Source organism: Variovorax sp. Varisp46 (genome assembly GCF_059491885.1).
This window is the reverse complement of the sequence record NZ_CP168515.1, coordinates 4116557-4136406: the sequence shown is the minus strand read 5'-3', so window position 1 is coordinate 4136406 and position 19850 is coordinate 4116557. Positions and strand designations below refer to the sequence as shown.

Below are 19850 nucleotides of genomic sequence, written 5' to 3'. Positions count from 1 at the left end.
GGGCAGCCGTCCAATAGCTGTCCGACAGGCCGCGAATCACGCCCCCTGACTACTTTGTGCGGTCGGCTTATTGATCGGCGCCCTGCGGGACTTGGCCAAGAAAAATGAACACCTAAGAATTAATTAAAAGAATTCTTGAGATTTGCCGAAGTTCCATTCGTGAACTTATGCGCACGCTGACATGGGACGGCCTTTCGTTTAGGCCTTTCACCCCCCTGATAATTGAAATTGACGCTTTTTGATACAAAAGCGCCATAAGCACTCAAAAATTCTCAGGGAGTCCAGGGCATGAATCGCCAGCTTCACCGTGTCGTCTTCAATGCAGCCAGAGGCATGCGGATGGTGGTTCACGAAACTGCCAGGAGCTCAGGCAAAGCGTCGAACAGGGCCACGACGGGAGCGGGTAGCGCACTGGCGGCAAGTGCCGCCGCCCTCGCCCCTGTGTTGATTGCTGCAGCGCTGGCGAGCGGCATGCTGGCAACGACATCCGCGCATGCCCAGATCGTTGGCGCGCCCAATGTCCCAGGCAACCTGCGACCGACGGTGCTGGTCGCACCCAACGGCGTCCCGCTCATCAATGTGCAAACTCCGAGCGCGGCGGGCGTCTCGCGCAATGTCTACAACGCCTTCAACGTCGGGGCCAACGGTGCGATCCTGAACAACAGCAGAACTGCTGTGCAGACGCAACTCGGCGGCTTCGTGCAGGGCAATCCCAACCTGGCTACGGGCCCGGCACGTATCATCCTCAACGAAGTCAACGGCGGAACGCCCAGCCAGCTCCGCGGCTACATCGAAGTGGGCGGTCAGCGTGCCGAAGTGGTGATCGCCAACCCAGCCGGGATCAGCGTGGACGGGGGTGGCTTCATCAATGCCTCGCGCGCCACCCTCACCACTGGCACACCGCAATTCAATGCCATCGGCGGCCTCGACAGCTTCCTTGTTCGTGGCGGCACCGTCACCATTGACGGCGCGGGCCTCGATGCCAGCAAGACTGACTACGCTGCGATCCTCGCGCGGGCCGTGCAAGCCAACGCGAGCATCTGGGCGAGCGAGCTCAAGGTGGTGACCGGTGCAAATCAGATCAGCGCCGACCATTCGCAAATCACGCCGACGGCAGGCACAGGCTCTGCGCCCACCTTTGCCCTGGACGTGGCCGCGCTCGGCGGCATGTACGCAAACAAGATTGTCTTGATCGGAAGCGAAGCCGGTCTGGGCGTGCGCAACGCGGGCAGCATCGGCGCCGGTGCCGGCGGTCTTGTCGTCACGGCGGCGGGCCGCCTCGAGAACACCGGCACGTTGGAAGGTCAACGCGTCGAACTGACCACGCCCGGTGATATCTCCAACCGTGGCGGCACGATCCGCCAGGCCAGTTCGGCAGGCCTGACCATTGCTTCGTCGGTCTTGAGCAATACGAATGGCGGCGTGATTGGTGCCGAGCCCGTGAGCGCTGGTGTAAGCAGCGGCGGAACGAGTAGCGGTGGTAGTGGAACTACGAGTCCCACCACCAGCGGCGGCACGACTACGCCATCGACCACGGCTGGCAGCGACACGGGTTCGAGCGGTACATCCACGCCAACCACCTACACCCCGCCCGCACCGGGCGCCATCACCGCTGGCGGGACCATCTCCAACGATGGCGGCAAGATCTACGCGGGCGGTCCCATCACGTTCAACACGCCCCAGATCAACAACGCGGGCGGTTCGCTCAATGTCGCGACGATGTCCGTTGCAGGCCCGAGTTTCAGCAATGCGGGCGGCACGCTTAATGTCAGCCAGAGCTTCGGTGCGAAAGTCGGGTCCTTCGACAACACGGGAGGCAAGCTCAATGCAGGCAGTCTGAGCATTACGACTACCGGTGATCTGCTCAACGTCGACGGCACGCTCACGAGCGCTTCTGATGTCAATCTGACGGTGGGTGGCAATGGCGACAACACGCGCGGCACCATCTCGGCTACCGGTGCGCTGACTGCGAACTTTGCCGGCGCAGTTCAGAACACCTCTGGCACGCTGGCCTCGAACCAGAATCTCAATGTCGCTGCCCAGTCCCTGAACAACAGCCAGGGCAACATCTCATCGGCAGGCCGCAATGTTCAGCTCACCATTGGCCAGCAACTCCTGAACACCGCGGGGCGCATTGCCAGCGGTGCGAATCTCTCGGTCCAGACTGGCAGCCTCGATGGCAGCGGTGGCGATCTGCAGAGCACGGGCGACATGACCGTTGCTGCCAGTCAGTCGCTGACTTCCATGGGCACCAACATCGCAGGTGGCAACGCCACGTTCAAGGGCGCTTCTGTCGACCTCACTGGCAGCCAGACCGGCGCGTCCAACATCACGATCACGGCCACCCAGGGCAACGTGACCACCAGTGGCGCCACTGTCGCAACGCCCGGCACGCTCGCCATCACGGCCAACGTGCAGCCCGGCCAGACTCTGGTCAACAGCGCCGGCCAGCTCAACGCCGCTCAGTTGCAGATCAACACGTCGAATATCGCCAACATCAACGGCGGCGAGATCATCCAGACCGGCACCGGTGCGACCGTCCTCGCCGTCAACGGCAGCATCGACAACTCGAACAGCCACATTGCCACGAACGGCCAGGACCTGACACTCCAGGCCGCGTCCATCACGAACAACAGCGGCAAGATCGATCACGCCGGCGTCGGCACGTTGACTATTGCGGGCGGCAGCTTCAACGGCGCGAACGGCAAGATCACCGGCAACGGTGCATTGGCCGTCAATCTCACGGGCGCGTTCAACCAGGACGGCGGTACGACTTACGCCCAACAGATCAACCTGTCGGCCGGCTCTCTGAGCAACCAGAACAGTGGCAGCATCGTGCAGGCCGGCACAGGCACCACGACCCTCAACGTCAGCGGGGCCTTGGTGAACAACCAGGGCACCATCGCCAGCAACGGTGCCATCACTGCCAACGCGGGCTCCATGGCCAACCAGGGCGGCAAGCTGCAAGCGGCGGGCACGTCCGACCTGAACCTCACGGTTGCCAACCAGCTCGACAACTCTGCAGGCGGCCAACTCCTTGCAGGTGGCAATGCCACCGTTCAGGCAGGCAGTCTCAAGAACGACGCTGGAAACCTGACGGCCGTCGGCAACCTCAATGCAACCGTCTCGGGTGCGGCCGCGAACGTAGGCGGTACGCTGGCCGCCAACGGTAACACCACGGTCACGGCCGCCAGCCTGGACAACAGCGCGGGAACGACAGCCGCCGTCAACGGCAATCTGGCCGTCACGACCACGGGCACCACCACCACCACTGGCGGCATCCTGCAAGCCGGTGGCACGACCACGCTGAGCAATGGTGGCTTGAGCAGTGCCGGCGGCAAGATCTTCGGCAACAGCTTGAGCATCGACACGCACGGCAATGCCCTGGACAACAGCGCCAAGGGAACGATAGCCGCGACCACCACCGTCGACGTGAAGTCCGGTGCACTAAACAACGACACCGGCCTCGTGCAAAGCGGTGGCGTCATGACCATCGACACGAACGGCCAGGCCCTCACGAACACCAACGCGGCCGGCTATACCAACGGCCAGGGCGGCATCACGAGCGCCGACACCTTGACGCTCAACGCCGGCGCTGTGAACAGCAGCGCGGGCTTCATCGGCGCCAAGGGGGCCTTCACGGCCAACACACAGGGCTTCTCGAACACTACTGGCGGAAAGGTCATCGGACAGGCCGCAGTCACGATCAACACGAATGGCGCCACCTACGACAACAGTGGCGGCCAGATGCAATCTGTCGGAGCCCTGACGGTCAATGCCGGCAATATCCAGAACGTAGGCGGTCTGCTGCGCTCCAGCGACACCGCAACGCTGAACGCCGCCACTGTCAACAACGCCAACACCAGCGGTACGGATCAGGGCATCGAAGGCACGAACGTCGCGATCAACGCCACCAACCTCGGGAATCAGACGGGCGCCGTGCGCGCCGCGCAGAACCTCACGGTGACCGGTGGGGGGACTATCGACAATTCCGCAGGCGGTCTGCTCTCGGCCGGCGATACCCTCAAGCTGGTCGACCCGAACGCCGCCAATCCGAGCGCCAAGACGCTCAACGTCGTGAACACCGGGGGTGCGCTCACAGCCAGCAACAGTCTCCAGATCGACGCTGCGAAATTCAGCAACGACGGCAGTTTCACCTCCGGCCGCGACATGGCCATCGCGCTGACGCAGGACATCGTCAACAACCGCGATGTCAGTGTGGGCGGCAATCTCACCTATGGCACTACCGGCCATCTGACCAACAACGCCAAGCTGCTCGCAGGCGATACCCTGACGGTCAACGGCAATGTGGTCGACAACACCGCCACGGGCGAGATGTCGGGCACGAACACCATCGTCAACGCGGGCACGCTGAACAACCGCGGTCTGATCGACAGCCAGGGCAACACGCAGGTCAATACGGGCACGCTGAACAACATCGGTACGGGCCGAGTCTATGGCAATGCCGTCTCGATCAGCGCCGGCAACCTCGTCAACGACACGGAGACCGTCGGTGGCACGACCACCGCCGCGACCATCGCTTCGCGTGGTGACCTGGACATCGGTGCTGGCAACCTCACGAACCGCGAGCATGCGTTGATCTTCAGCAGCGGCAACATGGCCATCGGTGGCGCGCTCGACGCGAACCGCAAGGCCACAGGCCAGGGTGGCACGCTGGACAACCTGAGCGCGGACATCCAGTCGCTGGGCAACATGTCCATCGCGATGGCGCAGGTCAACAACCGCGACGTGCATATCCAGTTGGGCACGCCCACTTCGGTCTCGAGCGTCATGGTCGGGGTGGCACCGGTCACGCCCGTCGGTAGCGGCATTGGCCGGACTACGCAGTACACCCTCGACGAAGTCAACCTCGATCCGGTCAACGGTTTCGTCTACCGCAAGGACACTGGCGAACTCGTAGGCATCGGCGGCTACGGCGTCTGGACCAACAACATCACCACGGTCACGGACACTGCGATCAATGCCGATCCGGCGCATCTGATCGCGGGCGGAAACATGACGGTCAACGGCCGGCTGTACAACCAGGACAGCCAGGTGCTCGCGGGAGGAACGATCACCGCCAACGACTACCAGTCCAGCCAGCTCACCGGCTCGGTCACTGTGTCGGGCCTGGCGAGCGTGGTGAACAACCAGGGCCAGGTGCAGGCCGTCAACGTTCCTCTGGTGGTCCCTCCACAGAGCATCGCACTGGGCGCCTACAAGTACCAGCCGAACCTCAATGCGACCACGGGCTACAACGCCGGCACCGCGACCAAAGGGTCCGGCAATGCGACCGGTGGCGGGGCCAGTGGTGCAAGCGGCGGTTCAGGCTCGGGAACCATCGTGGAGGTTGCGGCCAACGTGGGCACGGTCATCGGCACGGGCGGCTCCGGGGCTGGTGCATCTGGCGGCACCAGTGCCGGAAGTACCCGGACCGTCCCGACGGTGGTGCGCACCAGCACGCCGAACCTGAACGTGCCGCAGGCGAGCCTGTTCCGGACGCGGGCCGGCGGCAACTACCTGATCGAGACCGACCCACGGTTTGCGAACTATCGGAACTGGCTCAGCAGCGACTATCTGCTCAACAGCTTCGGGCTCGATCCGAACAGCACCCTCAAGCGCCTGGGCGACGGCTTCTATGAACAGAAACTCATCCGCGAGCAAGTCGCCCAACTGACGGGCTACCGGTATCTGGACGGGTTCAACAACGACGAAGATCAGTACACCGCCCTGATGAATGCGGGCGTGACCTTTGCGAAGGAGTACGGACTTCGTCCAGGAGTTGCACTGACTGCCGCGCAGATGGCACAACTCACCAGCGATATCGTCTGGCTGGTCGAGCAGACCGTCACTTTGCCCGACGGAACGACACAGCAGGTGCTCGTGCCGCAGGTGTACGTGCGGGTGCTGCCGGGAGACATCGACGGCTCGGGGGCGCTGCTCTCTGCCAACGCCGTGAACATCACCGGCAAAGGCAACGATCTCTTGAACACCGGCACCATCGCAGGCCGCAAGTCGGTGACCATCGATGCCAACACCGTCAACAACCTGGGTGGCCGAATCAGCGGGGGCACCGTCGCGATCACCGCGGACGGGGACATCAACAACATCGGTGGAACGATTGATGCCCGCGACCGGCTGACACTCGAAGCGGCACGCGACATCAACGTTCGGACCACGACGTCCGCCGGGACTCCGGGCAATCAGATCATCGACCGCGTGGCCGGCCTTTACGTGACCAACCCTCGCGGAGTCCTGACGGCCAGCGCGGGCAACGATATCAATCTGGTTGGAGCCATCATTTCCAACGCGGGTACCGGCAAGACCTCGTTCACCGCCGGCAACGACATCAATCTGGGCACGGTCACGACCGCAACGACCGTGACAGCCATCGGCAAGAATGTCTCTGGCATTGCGGTCAATACTGCGGAAGTTGGCACTCGTCTGAGCGGCGCAGGCGATGTGTCGCTCGACGCGCGGCACGACGTGACAGCCCGCGCGGCAACAGTCAGCGCGGGCGGCGAACTGAATGTGCACGCCGGCAACGACATCCTGATCGAATCTGGGCGCAAGACATCGGCTCTTGCCTTCACGGCAATCTCGAATCGGCGCTCGGGGTTGAGCTCCACACGCACCACCACGAATGGCCTCCTGCAGACGGATACGACCGTGGCCAGCACCTTCAGCGGAAACACCGTCAAGCTGGATGGTGGGCGCGACGTGAACATCGTCGGTAGCGACATCACTGCTCCTGGCGACATTACCGTGAAGGCCGGGCGCAACGTCAACATCGTTTCCTCCGTGGATACCCGACAGGCCGACGTCGAGCAAACCCGCGAGAAGAAGATGAGCGGCCTGGGCGCCGTGGTCAACCTTGGCGTGGCGACGGCCTTCTCGGGAGCCTCCATGCCGGGCGTGGACGGCAAGGGAAATCTCTCCACTTCCGGAGCCAATCAAGCCAGCCTCTATACGAGCACAGAACGAGCCAGCAACATTAAGAGCACGGGCGGCAACGTTAACGTCACGGGCAAGGAACAGGTCAACGTCTACGCGAGCAACCTGAGTGCTGCCGGCGATCTGAACGTGAATGGTGGCAGCGTGACCGTGATGAGTGGCCTGAATCAGACCAGCGCCGGTACGGGCTCACAGACGCGAACCCAGTCGATAGCGCCCAATCAAATGCCGCACTCGCTTGCGAGCGGATTGAACACCCGCAGCAATGTCACGAACCGTGTAGACCAAACCAGTCTGGCTTCCGCCACTTTGGAGGGGCGCAACGTCAACATCACGGCCAATACGGGCGACCTGAACCTCATTGCTCCGACGATCAACGCAGGGCAAGGTGTGACGTTGAGTGCCCCGGAGGGCAATCTCAACTTCGGCGTAGTCAACACGACCACCGAGGTCAGCCAGTCCCGGGGGCAACGCAGCTTGGCGTACCAGCGAACGGCTGATACCGGTGCACATGTCGAAGCGGCCAACTACACCCAGATCAACAGTCCGAATCTGAGCGTCGACGCCAAACAGATCAATGTGCAGGTCGGTCAGAACGCGACCCCCGTATCGGGCCCGAATGGTCAAACGTCGATGTATCTGCCGCAGCAGAGCCTGCAGCAAGCCCTTCAACAAGTGATTGCAAGTGGTCAGCCAGGGACCGAGTGGGTCAAGCAGTTGAGCAATGACCACTCGCTGGACGGCAAGATCAATTGGGAAGGCGTGCCAGTAGAGCAGCGGCAGTGGGCTGAACATCAGGGCAGCTTGACGCAGACAGGTGCCGCGGTTGTGACGATTGTTGCCTCGGTGCTGTCTTGGGGCTATGGCGCAGACCTCATAGGCGCAGCGGGCAATACTGCTACCGGCGCGGCGGCCAACGCTGGCTTGTCAGCGCTGGCCAGCCACACGGCAGTGAGCCTGATCAATAACAACGGTGACATCGCCGCGACGCTGCGCGAGTTGGGCTCGAGTCGAACCGTCAAGGACATCCTGGCGGCTATGGCTACGGCCGGTGCCGTGCAGGGATTGAATATTGGTCTGGGAATACAGGGTTGGACGACAGCTGCAGGAGCAAGCTGGCCGCAAGTTCTAGGTCGAAATCTACTCAATGGTGCTACGGCGGCCCTAGTTAACACCGCGATTTATGGCGGGAGCCTAGAGGACAGGCTCACCGTTGCGCTAACTAACGGCCTCTTGAATACAGCGGCGTCTCAAAGTGCAGCCTGGATCGGCAACAACGGCCCGACCGGGGACGGCAATCTCAACGCTTTCACCGCAGAGATTGCTCACGCGATTGCGGGCTGCTTGGTTGGCAGCGGTCGCGCCGGAGCTGGTGGCTATGGTATTTCCAGCGGATCAGGATGCTCTGCGGGCGCCCTAGGGGCCGTTGTCGGACACCTGGCAGGCAACTTCTACAACCCATCGAATGATCCCGCGCTTGCGACAGAGACCATACTTTTCGGGCAAATGATGGCGGGGATTGCAGGGGCCTTGATTGGCGGCGATCAAGCCAGTGCCGATATCGCAGGACTGGCTGGAGCAAATGCAGTCGAAAACAATCAGCTTGGTCGGCGTTACGCGCCGAGAACACTTGAAGATCAAAAGAAAAGAATAGATAAGCTGTTTAATTCGGCCGCAGATTTCATGGATTCATTCCAAGACATTTGCCAACAATGTTCGGCGGCAGGATTTAAAAACATGAATGTCTCCATATCCAGCGAGTTTGCAGGAAAAGCATCTGATGGAAGCCCTGCGCTTGCGGTATTTGATCCAAACACCGGTGCCGTGATAGTGTACCAATCCTTTTTTGAGCAAACCAGCATCACTCAGATTGGAATTCTGGTTCACGAATACACTCATACAATTCAAGGAGGCAAGGCCGCCATTCCTCCATCCAACTCACCACTTTGGAACAATTACGCAACCCAGCCGTGGGAGGTTGAGGCAAATAAAATCCAGGATGCGTTTAGATATCGGTTTTCCGATAAATTCATTGCCAATTTCGGAGGTCTTTTTTGATGCGCTCGATTGTCATTCTTCTCGGGATTTTTTTCTCCTCCGGCATGACGATGGCGGATGCTCCATTTCCATATCAGGCACAAGTTCAAGTGAATCGAAAACCTGTCCCTGATAGCGGTAGCTTCAATGATAGTGCCCGCAAGGCGGCTGCAGATATATTTGAAAAATTTAATCGGCAGTGCGCTGAAAATCCTGGCGCCAGTGATATCGCTGTGGTTACGGATGTGGAACCAGGAGACGACGCCGATTTTTCAAAAGCTTCAAGCGAGGTTTTGCTGCTTAAGGCCTATATCGCCAACCTCGGATTCCCGGAGAAAATGATTTTCACAACTGTTGTCCGAAGGGAGGCGGGGAGGCCTGCTATTTCCCCCGGCATTGTGATTGAGCTTTCGTGTCGACGCAAAACAGAGAAGTAATTTTGAAATATATTGAGGCAAAATCGATGCGGTCAATTGATGCGAGCGGAATTTCATCGCATTGCCGGGTTGAATAGAGCCTTTTCGCGATCATCTCTTGATGCCGCCTCAAGGGCGGTATGCTCGCATTCCCTTATTGGGTGTAGTTTGCCAGGGCATACTGAGCCTCAATAATAATTTTTATGCGAATCAGCTTCTTCTCTTCTCTTTTAGTGCTCGGCGCATTGGTCAGCTGCGCTCGATCACCCGTCACGCCTGCACCGCAAATACCGGTGACCCGTATTAAGGTGATTCCCGTGGCCCCTATTGCCAAGATGTACACCGAGAACAAGGGTATTCCGCTTGGCGTCTTATGGCAGTCACTGGCCGACCGCATCAAGAGCTCGGACTTCGACAAGCGCATGGAAGCAGTGCGTAAAGACATGGGGCCCAAGCTGACGGCTGCGCTGGTGCGTGAACTGACCGCTCAGGGTTATGACGTGCAGGCGCTCGAAGGGGTTGTGAGACCTGCGGACTCGCCGGACAGCATCGACTATTCGCGCTTGCCGACGAACGATCCCGTCTTGCACATCTATCTCAACGAGGTCGGCATGTATTCCGCTCGTTTCTCGCTGGACTACGTCCCGCGAGTCAACCTGAGCGCTTTCCTCTTGCACCCATCGAGCGGGGATGAGATTTATGGCGAGGACATTCGCTATGGCGCTGACGCAGATGGAAGCACGTCGGGCAGCATTCCGGCAGACCCTCGTCATCACTGGTCGAGTTTCAACGAACTGTATGACCGTCCGCAACAGGTTGCGCAGAGCTACGACGTCGCGGTCGATGCTTTGGCAGCAAAGATCGCTGCAAACATTAGAGAAAAAACTACGCCGGTGCCCAAGACCGCGGTCACCGTCCGTTGACTATGTGAGTCTTGGCCATCAACTTGGTCAAGTAGAGAGGGAGTTTGATTTGAAGCGCAACACGTTGGCTGCTGTCATTGCGGCCGGTCCACTGTTAGCCTTGGCCCAACAGTCTCCTACCACGCCGCAGCCCTTCGTCGAGCAGCAACGCCAACAGGAGCGCGAGCGTGCCCTGCGCGAGCAGAACGAACGCACTGTCGACCAGCGCCCTCAGGCCGCTCCTCCGGCTCCGGTTCAGCGCATCCCCGACTCCGAGTCGCCGTGCTTCCGCATCGACAGGGTGCTGCTGGTCGGTGAGCAGTCCGAATCCTTCCAGTGGGCCGTGGCCGATCTGTCCGGTCCTGAGGGCAACGACTCACCGGTTGGCCGCTGCCTGGGCACGGCCGGCGTCAACGTGGTCCTGGCGCGCGCCCAGCAGGCCGTCATCGCACGCGGCTTTGTCACCACCCGAGTCCTCGCCGCACCGCAGGATCTCTCTAGCGGCACCTTGACCCTGTCGCTCGTCCCCGGCCGCATCGCCGCCATTCGCACGACGCCGGATTCTTCGTCGACGTTGCTCGGCAGTTCTGCCTTGCTGGCCACGGCCGTTCCCGCGCGTCCTGGCGACCTCCTGAACCTGCGCGACATCGAGCAGGGCCTGGAGAACCTCAAGCGCGCACCCACGGCCGAAGCCGACATCCAGATCGAGCCCTCGACCGCGCCGAATGCGCGTCCCGGTGACAGCGACCTGATCGTCAAGTACGTCCAGTCCAAGAAATGGCGCGTCACCCTCAGCCTGGACGACAGCGGCACCAAAGCTACGGGCCGCTACCAGGCCGGTGCAACCCTGTCCCTGGACAACCCCTTCGGCCTGAACGACCTGTTCTACGTCAGCGCCAACCACAGCATCAACAGCCACTTCCTTTCGGAGCCGAGCTATGGCACCGAGGGTCAGACGGCCCATTACTCGCTGCCGTACGGCTACTGGCTGCTGGGCTTCACGGCCTCCAACGGCCAGCACCATCAAAGCGCGGCCGGCCTGAATGGAAACATCGTCTATGCCGGCAAGACCAACAACGCCGAGGTCAAGCTCTCTCGCCTGATCTATCGCGATCAGCACCGCAAGACGATGGTGGCCGTCAAAGGTTGGCGTCGTGAGTCGCGCAACTTCATCGAAGATACGGAATTGCCGGTGCAACACTCCGTGGTCGGCGGCTGGGAATTCAGCCTGAACCACAAGGAGTTCATCGGCGATGCGACGCTCGAAGGTACGCTCGCCTACAAGCGCGGCACGGGTGGCTTTGGTGCCAGGGCCGCATCGGAGGAGATTGCCTACCGCAACAATCCCAGCGAGCCGCTCGAGGGCACCTCGCGCCTGAAGCTGTACACCGCCGACATCAGCCTCAATGCCCCGTTCAAGCTCGGCGAACAGAAGCTGCGCTACGCCGGGCTGATCCGTGCGCAATGGAACCGCACGCCGCTGACGCCGCAGGACCGGTTCGCCATTGGTGGCCGCTACACGGTCCGCGGCTTTGACGGCGAGACCAGTCTGCTGGGAGACCGCGGAGTGCTGGTCCGCAACGACATCGGTTGGGCCATGGGCCAGAGCGGGGCGGAGCTCTATGCAGGCATGGACTACGGGCACGTGGGCGGCCGCTCGACCGCCGGCCTTCTTGGCCGCAGCCTGGCAGGCGCCGTCATCGGTGTCCGAGGCCAGTGGACCAAGCTGAGCTACGACTTCTTCATCGGCACGCCCATCAGCAAGCCCGAGGGCTATCGCACCGCCAAGGTGACGCTGGGCTTCAACCTAAACGCGAGCTTTTGAAGCGAAATGGCAAAGATCAAGCCCAAGATCCGTAATGCCTCCGCGCATGCGAACGTTGATTCAGCGCCAAAGCACGAGGTGCCGACCGCGCAATGGACATTTCATGCAGCGGCCATGTACGGCATCCATCGTTCGGCCAAGGATAAGAATTGGGCGGTGATCCTGAAGCGCGGGCGCGTCGTCTATTCCAAGGCGTTCTCCTTCGGCATTCACGGCGGAGAGGAGGCTGCACTCCTGCTTGCGCAGGCGTGGCGAGATGAGGTGGTCAAGAAGTACCCCCCTGCGTCACGCCGCAAACTTGCCGAAAAGCTGCGCTCCGACAGTAAAACGGGTATTCCCGGTGTGCTGTGTCGACTCGACGCAAGAGGTGAACCGATAGCCTGGCGAGCCATGACACAGTTGTTCCCCGGACAGAAAGTCGCCAAGCAATTCAGCGTGAGTCGCTATGGTGCGGCCGAAGCCAAGCGCCTCGCCATCGCCGAGCGACAGAAGCAGTTGCGGCAAATGACGGGCCTGCAACGTGTTCACCCATCGGAGGTCACAGTCAGAATCGCACCACCACGCGAGCCGGTTCCGCTGCCGAGACGGATCGATCTCGCAGAAATCGTGCGAACTCCGAATCCATCGGGCGTCGTTGGCGTTGTCTTGACCAAGGATGCAAAGGGGCGACCCGCACGGTGGACGGCTGCGACCCATGTCGGTGACAAGAGGGTGAGCGAATCGTTTTCGATCAAGGTCCACGGCGATGAGCAGGCGAAAGCCCTGGCAGTCGCGGCCCGCGAGAAGCACCTGAAAATGAGGGCCGAGTCACAGCGCGCGAAAAAGCCGCGGACCCGGAAGCCCAGGTGACAGAACGACGATATTGACCGAACGCTACATGCCACTGAAAGAATTTCTCGAAGTCCTCAACAACGTCAGTACGCGCCCGTTGCTGATCACGTTCTGTGCGCTGTCGATGACCACCTGGTTTTCCAATGATGCGCTTCGAACGCCGACTATTTCTTGGGATCTGTTGCTCTTGCCGATTCTTGTGTTTAGCGCTTATGTTTTCGTTTGGGGTTGGATGTACCTCGTCCTCACGCTGAATTCGCGACTGGCAGATAACGACCTGTTCAGCTGGGGGCCGGTGATCGGTTGCACCCTTCTAGCCTTGTGCATACGCATCGCCTTCTCGCATTTGTCGTCGCACCCTCAAGGACTGACTTTTGCGTTGCTTGGCGAACCGAACTTCATTCATTTCTGCACGCTCTTTCTTCTTGCTGCACAAACGCTCAAGATTCGGCGTCACCGTGAGTAGTCACGATATTGCACTGCCTCTACAGTAGAGAATGGGCAGAACTACGTGATCGATATCTTCAAGAGTTCTGATGGCGCGCAGATCCATCTGCCGAAGGTGTACGGTCGACGATTTCTCGCGGCAGTGCCTTGACAATTCGACAGGCTCAATTTCATTCAGGGGGTAGATGTGTTCTTCAAGAGAGTCACGCCACAGAGCGAACGATTCATCGCGGTCACCGAGTTTGAGAATCAACGCACGCTCAGCGCTGCGTTGCTCTACGGGAAGAGGGCTTATCGGCTCACCTTGGCCGACGGCACAGTTGAGACGATATACCTTGAGTCAGAAGTTTGGTCACGTATGGAGCAGCCGTTGATAGCGAACGGCTTCGTTGTCAACGCCTGAGCAGGTTTGCCGTTCATGGCCTGCAGGTTTCCTTTCTTGACCTACATGCCCATAGGCTCGTACCGCAGTGCCTTTTAGGTTAGCTATCGGTGGGCTTGCTCTGAGGTCTGGATCGCAAGAGCTAGCCATCGCGACGACTCCAAAAATTTTCAGCCCCATATGACGGCATTGGATAGACGGTAGAACGTCCATCCCTTTCCACCAAAGCCCAGCCCGGCCTCACCGCCGCGCTGGGCTTTGTGCCGTCTGGCTTCGCCCGGGCGTGTCCTCTCTCTTCTCCAAGGGGCTCCTCGTTCTTGATCGCCCCGTATCTCATGGACCACGATTTCACATCCACCACTTTCGACGATGAACCTTTCCCTCAGCACCAGACATTCGCGACATCACCGAACCTTGCCTGCCCGGCCTGCCATTCACCGCGGACCATTCCGCGCGACACCGGCAAGAAGACTGGCGCCGCGATCGGCACCGTCGCCGGCGCGGCTGGCGGTATTTCTGGTGCGCTGTCCGGCGCCATCACGGGCGCCGAGATCGGCATGGCCATGGTCGTCGCTGCAGCTACAGCGACGATGCCATTCGGTGTCGTTGCCGGCGCCATCCTCGGAGGCCTGAGTGGCGGCATCGCCGGCTGCGCTGTCGGCGCGGCACTCGGTGAAGCCGTCGACGACGCGATCCTGCGCAACCGTCGCTGCCTGGGCTGCGGCCACACCTTCTCAGTTGCTCGCCGCTGATAGCCCTTGCGCCGTCTCTTCTTCCCCACCCCTTTCATTCTGGACTTCCCTTGGACCCCATCACGCCCGAATTGCGCATCCTGCTGCTGGCCAACGGCAATACCGCGCGCGACAACCCGCACTTCGACCCCTGGCCCGTGCTCAAGTGGTTCAACCCGTGTGGTGCTGCGACCTGGCTGATTACCGAGCTGGACCCCGACGATGAGGACATCGCCTACGGCCTGGCCGACCTGGGCCTGGGCAGTCCCGAAATCGGCCACCTCTCCGTTCGGGCACTGGCCTCCATCCGGCTGATGGGCGGTACCCTGGACATCGAGCGTGATCTGCACTGGCGTGCCGACAAACCTCTCAGTGCCTACGCGCGTCTGGCCCGGGCCGCTGGCCGCATCGTCAGTTGACTCCTCAACCGCCGCACCGCGGCATTCCTCCTGCGAAGCCCGCCTCGTGCGGGCTTTTCTTTCTTCTTCACCCGTCAGCAAGGACACCTTCCCCCATGGCACATCTCATCGAAAAAATGGCCTACGTCGGCCAAACCCCGCGGCACGAGCTGGGCAACCAACTGCCTCCCAAGCAGCCCATCGAAGTCTGGGCGCGGAAGGCCGGCATGGACTGCCAGCGCGTCCATCACGAAGTCTGCGCTCCAGGTGTCATTGACGTGCTGGCTGGCTGCCAGGGGCTGGCGCTCGCCAGTGGGGTGTTTGACCTTGCGGCGCTTGCGCACCGACAGGTTGGCCAGCTTGTACAGGCGCCACACACGTTTGTGGTTCACCTGGTGGCCTTCAAGACTCAACAGGTCGTGGATGCGCCGGTAGCCAAAGCGCCGGCGCTCGTGCGCCAACTCGACGATGCGCGTGCTCAGGCTGGCCGTGGACTCGTTCATGCTGGGCGGCTCCCGGTAGCTGGTTCTGGACAACCCCGCATAGCGACAGGCGCGGCGCTCGCTGATGGACAGTTCCTGAACCATCCTGGCAGCGGCCTCGCGCCTGGCCTGCGGGGTCACCCCAGATACCGGCAGCCAGAAAGGTTCGTTCAGACCTCCCGGGAGTGACTTCAGGACAATTTCGCGCTATCGGGAAATTCCGCATCTGGCGCCCCTTGTCGCTTCGATATCCTCGCGGCCACCTTCGAAAACGCGGGCCCCTCGCGGCCTTCGCGATCGAAGAGAGAAGTGTTCTGAAGGGATTGATTTGCCGTACCGTTCGCCACCCGACTTCGAGTCACGCGTCTACGGACCGCAACGTGTCGCAGCCATCGTCGCCACCCTCGTCGAGGAAGGCATTGCGCCGGGACAAGCCCTCACGGGAAGCGGCATCGGCGAGGAAGACCTGCGACAGCCGTCGATGCGGATCTCCTACGGACAGGCCGCCGCCGTGTTCCGCAACGCCGTGCGCCTGGCGCCCGGTCCCACGGTCGCGTTCCGCGCGGGTATCCGCATGCACCTCACGGCCTATGGCATGTATGGCTACGGCCTGCTGAGCAGTCCGACGCATGCGGACCTGATGGACTTCGTCATCAAGTACAACCGCGTCATGGGCCCCGTGGCCGGACCGGTGGCCTACCTGCGAGAAGGCGCGGTCGGCGTCCTGCCTTATGAAGTGCTGCTGTCAGCCGACCCGGACGATGCGCTCTATCGCTTCGCGCTCGAGTTCGCGATGGCGGCGCACCTGCGGCTGGGACGCGACCTGTACGGCCCGTCGTTCGGCTTCTCGTCCCTGCAGGTGCGCTTTCGCGAGCCCGAGGATCTCAGTGCGTACCGCACGCTGTTCCGTTGCCCGGCCACGTTCGGGCAGGACCGCGACGAGCTGTGCATCGGCGCGCCGTGGATCGACCATCCCTCGCGCCTGCCGGATTCGGTCACGCATGCGATGGTGAGCGAGATGTGCCAGCAGGTGCTGGCCGACCTGCCGCGCTCCGGCGGCGTTTCATCGGTGGTACGCCGCACGCTCATCGACCACATGCCGTGGCGCTTTCCCACCATCGAACCGATGGCGGCCGAGCTGTCGATCCATCCGCGCACGCTGCGCCGGCGGCTGGAGGCCGAAGGCACCAACTACCGCGGCATTCTTGCGGACGTGCGCCGCGTGCTCGCCATCGAATACCTGCGCACCACGCGCATGACCACCGAGGAAATTGCCGAGCGGCTGGGCTACAGCGATGCCTCGAACTTCCGCCATGCCTTCTTTCGCTGGACCGGGCGAAGCCCGCAGGACTACCGCGCGCCAAGGCCCTGAAATCCTGAGCCGCTGAGCGCCATGCGCGATGCCGAACCCGGCATCGCGCACCCCCTGCATCCTTCACTTCGCGAGGGCCGCGTGCACGTGTGCGCGAGCGGCATCGGACCGCGCAAAGGGCCCCGCGGATCGCGTCCCGAAATCACCGCGAACTGGTCTGAATGCACCTTTCCTTGCCGCAGGCCTCGCGGAAAGATCGCGCTCAGATCAAACAAGACATGACGCCCGATCCGAGCCCAGCGATGGCACGGACGAGGCCGACAGGAGACAACATGGATGCATCTCGCGGGTGCCGGACCATCCGGCACCGATCGGCAGCACGCGGCGGGTTCACACCATGCACGCATGTGGCCGCTACAGCCCCGGACCGCCATCACGGCAGGAACGGCGCTTCCTTTCCTGATTCTCGCATCGCCTGCGAACTCGCCGCGCGTGCCATCGCGTTCGGCGACGGGCATGCCGTGCCCGCACCGCCCGCGTGGGCCTTTTCGACCCTTCCCCCCACCGAGAAAAAACCATGACCGCAACCTCCGCCGCCGCCCCACCGTCCCGTCGCCTGCTCATGCTCGAGTGGCGCGCTGTCGCCGAACTGTCGGCCTTCTTCACCATGGCGCCGATGCTGCGGATGGCCCCATCGGGCGACGGGCACCCGGTGCTCGTGCTGCCCGGCCTGTCGGCCAGCGATGCATCGACGCAGCCGTTGCGCGCCTTCCTGCGCGACCGCGGCTACCGCGCGCACGGATGGAAGCTCGGGCCCAACTTCGGACCGCGGCCTGGCGTGGAAGACCAAATGCAGGAGCGGCTGGCCGAATTGCACGCGCGCTATGGCCGCAAGGTAAGCATCGTCGGCTGGAGCCTGGGCGGCGTGTTCGCACGCGAGCTCGCACGCCGCGCGCCGTCGCAGGTGCGCAGCGTCATCACGCTGGGCAGTCCCTTCGCGGGCGAGCCGCGCGCGAGCAACGCGTGGCGGCTGTACGAGATGGTGAGCGAGCGCAAGGTCGAGGACTGGCCCGAGCGCGAACGCATGCGCACGCCGCCGCCCGTGCCGGCCAGCGCCATCTACAGCCGCACCGACGGCATCGTCGCCTGGCAGGGCTGCCGCGAACGCGAGACCGCGACCTCGGAAAACATCGAGGTCGAGGGCAGCCACTGCGGGCTCGGCCACAACCCCGTGGTGCTCTACGCGATTGCCGACCGGCTGGCGCAGCCCGAAGGCGAGTGGAAGCCGTTCCGCCGCGAAGGCCTGCGCCGCCTGCTCTACCTCGACCCGCACCGCGATGTGCGCCAGGCCGCCTGATCCATCGCATCACCCTCATCCGGAGACAACACATGAACCGCAGCAACGACAAGCCCTGGCTGGCCTCCTACCCCGAAGGCGTGAAGTGGGACGAGACCATCACGCCCAAGCCAGTCCAGCAGATCCTGACCGATGCGGTGGCCGGCTATCCCGATCGCCCGGCCATCGACTTCATGGGCAAGCGCCTGAACTACCGCGAGCTGGGCGCGCTGGTCGACCGCGCCGCCAAGGGACTGCAGGCCCTGGGCGTGGGCCCCGGCGTGCACGTGGGTCTGTTCCTGCCCAACACGCCCCACTACCTCGTGGCGCTGTTCGGCGTGCTGCAGGCCGGTGGCACGGTGGTCAACTACTCGCCGCTCGATGCGGCGAAGGTGCTCGAGCACAAGATCGAGGACAGCCAGACCGACTTCCTCATCACGCTTGACCTGGCGGCGCTGTACCCACAGATGGCCGCGATGCTCGGCAAGACGCGGCTGAAGAAGCTCATTGTCGGCAACCTGGCCGAGATGACAGGCGCGCCCGAGCAGGTGGCCGCGCAAATGAAGGCGAAGAACGAGACGGTCGAGATCTCCGGCGACGAGCACCACCTGCGCTTTTCCGAGCTGCTCGACAACGACGGCCGCTACACGCTGCGCCCAATCGGCGATCCACGCGAGACGCTCGCCATCCTGCAGTACACGGGCGGCACCACCGGCCTGCCCAAGGGCGCGATGCTCACGCACGCGAACCTCTCGTCGGCCTGCGAACAGGTGGTGATCACGCAGTCGGGCACGCCGCCGGTGCTGCAGATAGGCACCGAGCGGCTCCTCGCGGTGCTGCCGCCGTTCCACATCTACGCGCTCACGGTCAACCTGCTGCTGGGCGTGCGTCTGGCCGCCGAGATCGTGCAGCACCTGCGCTTCGACCCCAAGGCCGCGCTGCGCGACATCGCCGAAAAGAAGCTCACGACCTTCTGCGGCGTGCCCACCATGTTCACCGCGGTCATCGGCGACCCCGACGCGCCGCAGTACGACCTGCGCTCGCTGAAGCTGTGTAACTCGGGCGGTGCACCGCTGCCGATGGAGGTCGGCGAGCGTTTCCGCGCCATCACCGGCACCTGGCTGGCCGAAGGCTGGGGCATGACCGAGACATCGCCCACCGGCACCTTCTCGCCCGCGCACGGGCAGCGCAAGGCCGGCTCGTGCGGCATTCCGCATCCGGGCGTGGTCATCAAGATGCTCGACCTCGAGGACCCCACGCGCTACGTGCCGCCGGGCGAGAAGGGCGAGATGTGCATCCAGGGCCCCAACGTGATGAAGGGCTACTGGAACAAGCCCGAGGCCACGGCCGAAAGCACCACTTTCGACGGCTTCTTTCGCACCGGCGACGTGGGCTACATGGACAAGGACGGCTTCGTCTTCATCGTTGACCGCTGCAAGGACATGCTGCTGTGCAGCGGCTACAACGTCTATCCGCGCGTGCTCGAGGAAGCCATCTACCAGCACCCCTCGGTCAACGAGGTGGCAGTGATCGGCGTGGCCGACGAATACCGCGGCCAGTCGCCCAAGGCCTTCGTGATGCTCAAGGCCGGCGCCGAGCCCTTCACGCTGGCGCAGCTGCAGGCCTTCCTCAAAGAGCGCGTGGGCAAGCACGAGATGGTGCAGGCCCTGGAGATCCGCGCCGCGCTGCCCAAGACGGCGGTGGGCAAGCTCTCCAAGAAAGACCTCATCGACGAAGAGCTGCGCAACCAGGCGGTGGCCGCAGCCACGGCCTGAACGCAACCGCCCCCGATTCCCA

At 62.5% G+C, this 19850-nt stretch carries 12 protein-coding genes; 11 read left to right on the top strand and 1 reads right to left on the bottom strand.

Going from position 1 to position 19850, the window contains the following annotated elements; all coding sequences use genetic code 11:
• Nucleotides 1-288: 288 nt before the first annotated feature.
• The 8 genes from ACEN9N_RS19555 to ACEN9N_RS19520 all read left to right on the top strand — a co-directional run bounded on the left by ACEN9N_RS19555 (nucleotide 289) and on the right by ACEN9N_RS19520 (nucleotide 14944).
• On the top strand, nucleotides 289-9012 hold the full coding sequence (locus ACEN9N_RS19555) for a two-partner secretion domain-containing protein (protein ID WP_495654334.1): 8724 nt from the start codon (nucleotides 289-291) through the stop codon (nucleotides 9010-9012).
• The gene (locus ACEN9N_RS19550) at nucleotides 9012-9428 is read left to right on the top strand and encodes a hypothetical protein (protein WP_495654333.1); all 417 of its coding nucleotides are present in this window, start codon (nucleotides 9012-9014) and stop codon (nucleotides 9426-9428) included. Before ACEN9N_RS19555 ends, ACEN9N_RS19550 begins: the two co-directional genes overlap by 1 nt.
• Before the next feature lie 182 nt (nucleotides 9429-9610).
• Nucleotides 9611-10330, top strand: coding sequence for a hypothetical protein (locus ACEN9N_RS19545; RefSeq protein ID WP_495654332.1), 720 nt, complete (start codon nucleotides 9611-9613; stop codon nucleotides 10328-10330).
• A gap of 49 nt (nucleotides 10331-10379) precedes the next feature.
• Nucleotides 10380-12134: a ShlB/FhaC/HecB family hemolysin secretion/activation protein gene (locus tag ACEN9N_RS19540; RefSeq protein WP_495654331.1), complete on the top strand. Its 1755-nt coding sequence runs from the start codon at nucleotides 10380-10382 to the stop codon at nucleotides 12132-12134.
• Between the two features lie 6 nt (nucleotides 12135-12140).
• Nucleotides 12141-12983 (top strand): AP2 domain-containing protein, encoded by an 843-nt coding sequence (locus ACEN9N_RS19535; RefSeq protein ID WP_495654330.1) that lies wholly within the window; start codon nucleotides 12141-12143, stop codon nucleotides 12981-12983.
• Nucleotides 12984-12996: 13 nt separating this feature from the next.
• Entirely contained in the window at nucleotides 12997-13431 is a 435-nt protein-coding gene (locus ACEN9N_RS19530) for a hypothetical protein (RefSeq protein WP_495654329.1), read from the top strand.
• 698 nt (nucleotides 13432-14129) lie between these two features.
• Nucleotides 14130-14546: a hypothetical protein gene (locus tag ACEN9N_RS19525; protein WP_495654328.1), complete on the top strand. Its 417-nt coding sequence runs from the start codon at nucleotides 14130-14132 to the stop codon at nucleotides 14544-14546.
• A 50-nt stretch (nucleotides 14547-14596) separates the two neighbouring features.
• Nucleotides 14597-14944: a DUF2958 domain-containing protein gene (locus ACEN9N_RS19520; RefSeq protein WP_495654327.1), complete on the top strand. Its 348-nt coding sequence runs from the start codon at nucleotides 14597-14599 to the stop codon at nucleotides 14942-14944.
• A gap of 74 nt (nucleotides 14945-15018) precedes the next feature.
• On the opposite strand, the gene ACEN9N_RS19515 is transcribed toward ACEN9N_RS19520, so the two are convergent.
• Nucleotides 15019-15426, bottom strand: a complete 408-nt coding sequence (locus tag ACEN9N_RS19515; protein ID WP_495654326.1) for an IS3 family transposase — start codon at nucleotides 15424-15426, stop codon at nucleotides 15019-15021.
• Between the two features lie 307 nt (nucleotides 15427-15733).
• Here ACEN9N_RS19515 and ACEN9N_RS19510 point away from each other — a divergent pair, with 307 nt between their 5' ends.
• The 3 genes from ACEN9N_RS19510 (at nucleotide 15734) to ACEN9N_RS19500 (ending at nucleotide 19828) form a co-directional block, all read left to right on the top strand.
• Entirely contained in the window at nucleotides 15734-16777 is a 1044-nt protein-coding gene (locus tag ACEN9N_RS19510; RefSeq protein ID WP_495654325.1) for an AraC family transcriptional regulator, read from the top strand.
• 517 nt (nucleotides 16778-17294) lie between these two features.
• Nucleotides 17295-18074 carry an esterase/lipase family protein gene (locus ACEN9N_RS19505; protein ID WP_495654324.1) on the top strand — a complete coding sequence of 260 codons (780 nt, stop codon included), beginning with the start codon at nucleotides 17295-17297 and terminating at the stop codon, nucleotides 18072-18074.
• A gap of 32 nt (nucleotides 18075-18106) precedes the next feature.
• Nucleotides 18107-19828 (top strand): long-chain-fatty-acid--CoA ligase, encoded by a 1722-nt coding sequence (locus ACEN9N_RS19500; protein ID WP_495654323.1) that lies wholly within the window; start codon nucleotides 18107-18109, stop codon nucleotides 19826-19828.
• The last annotated feature ends 22 nt before the right edge of the window (nucleotides 19829-19850 follow it).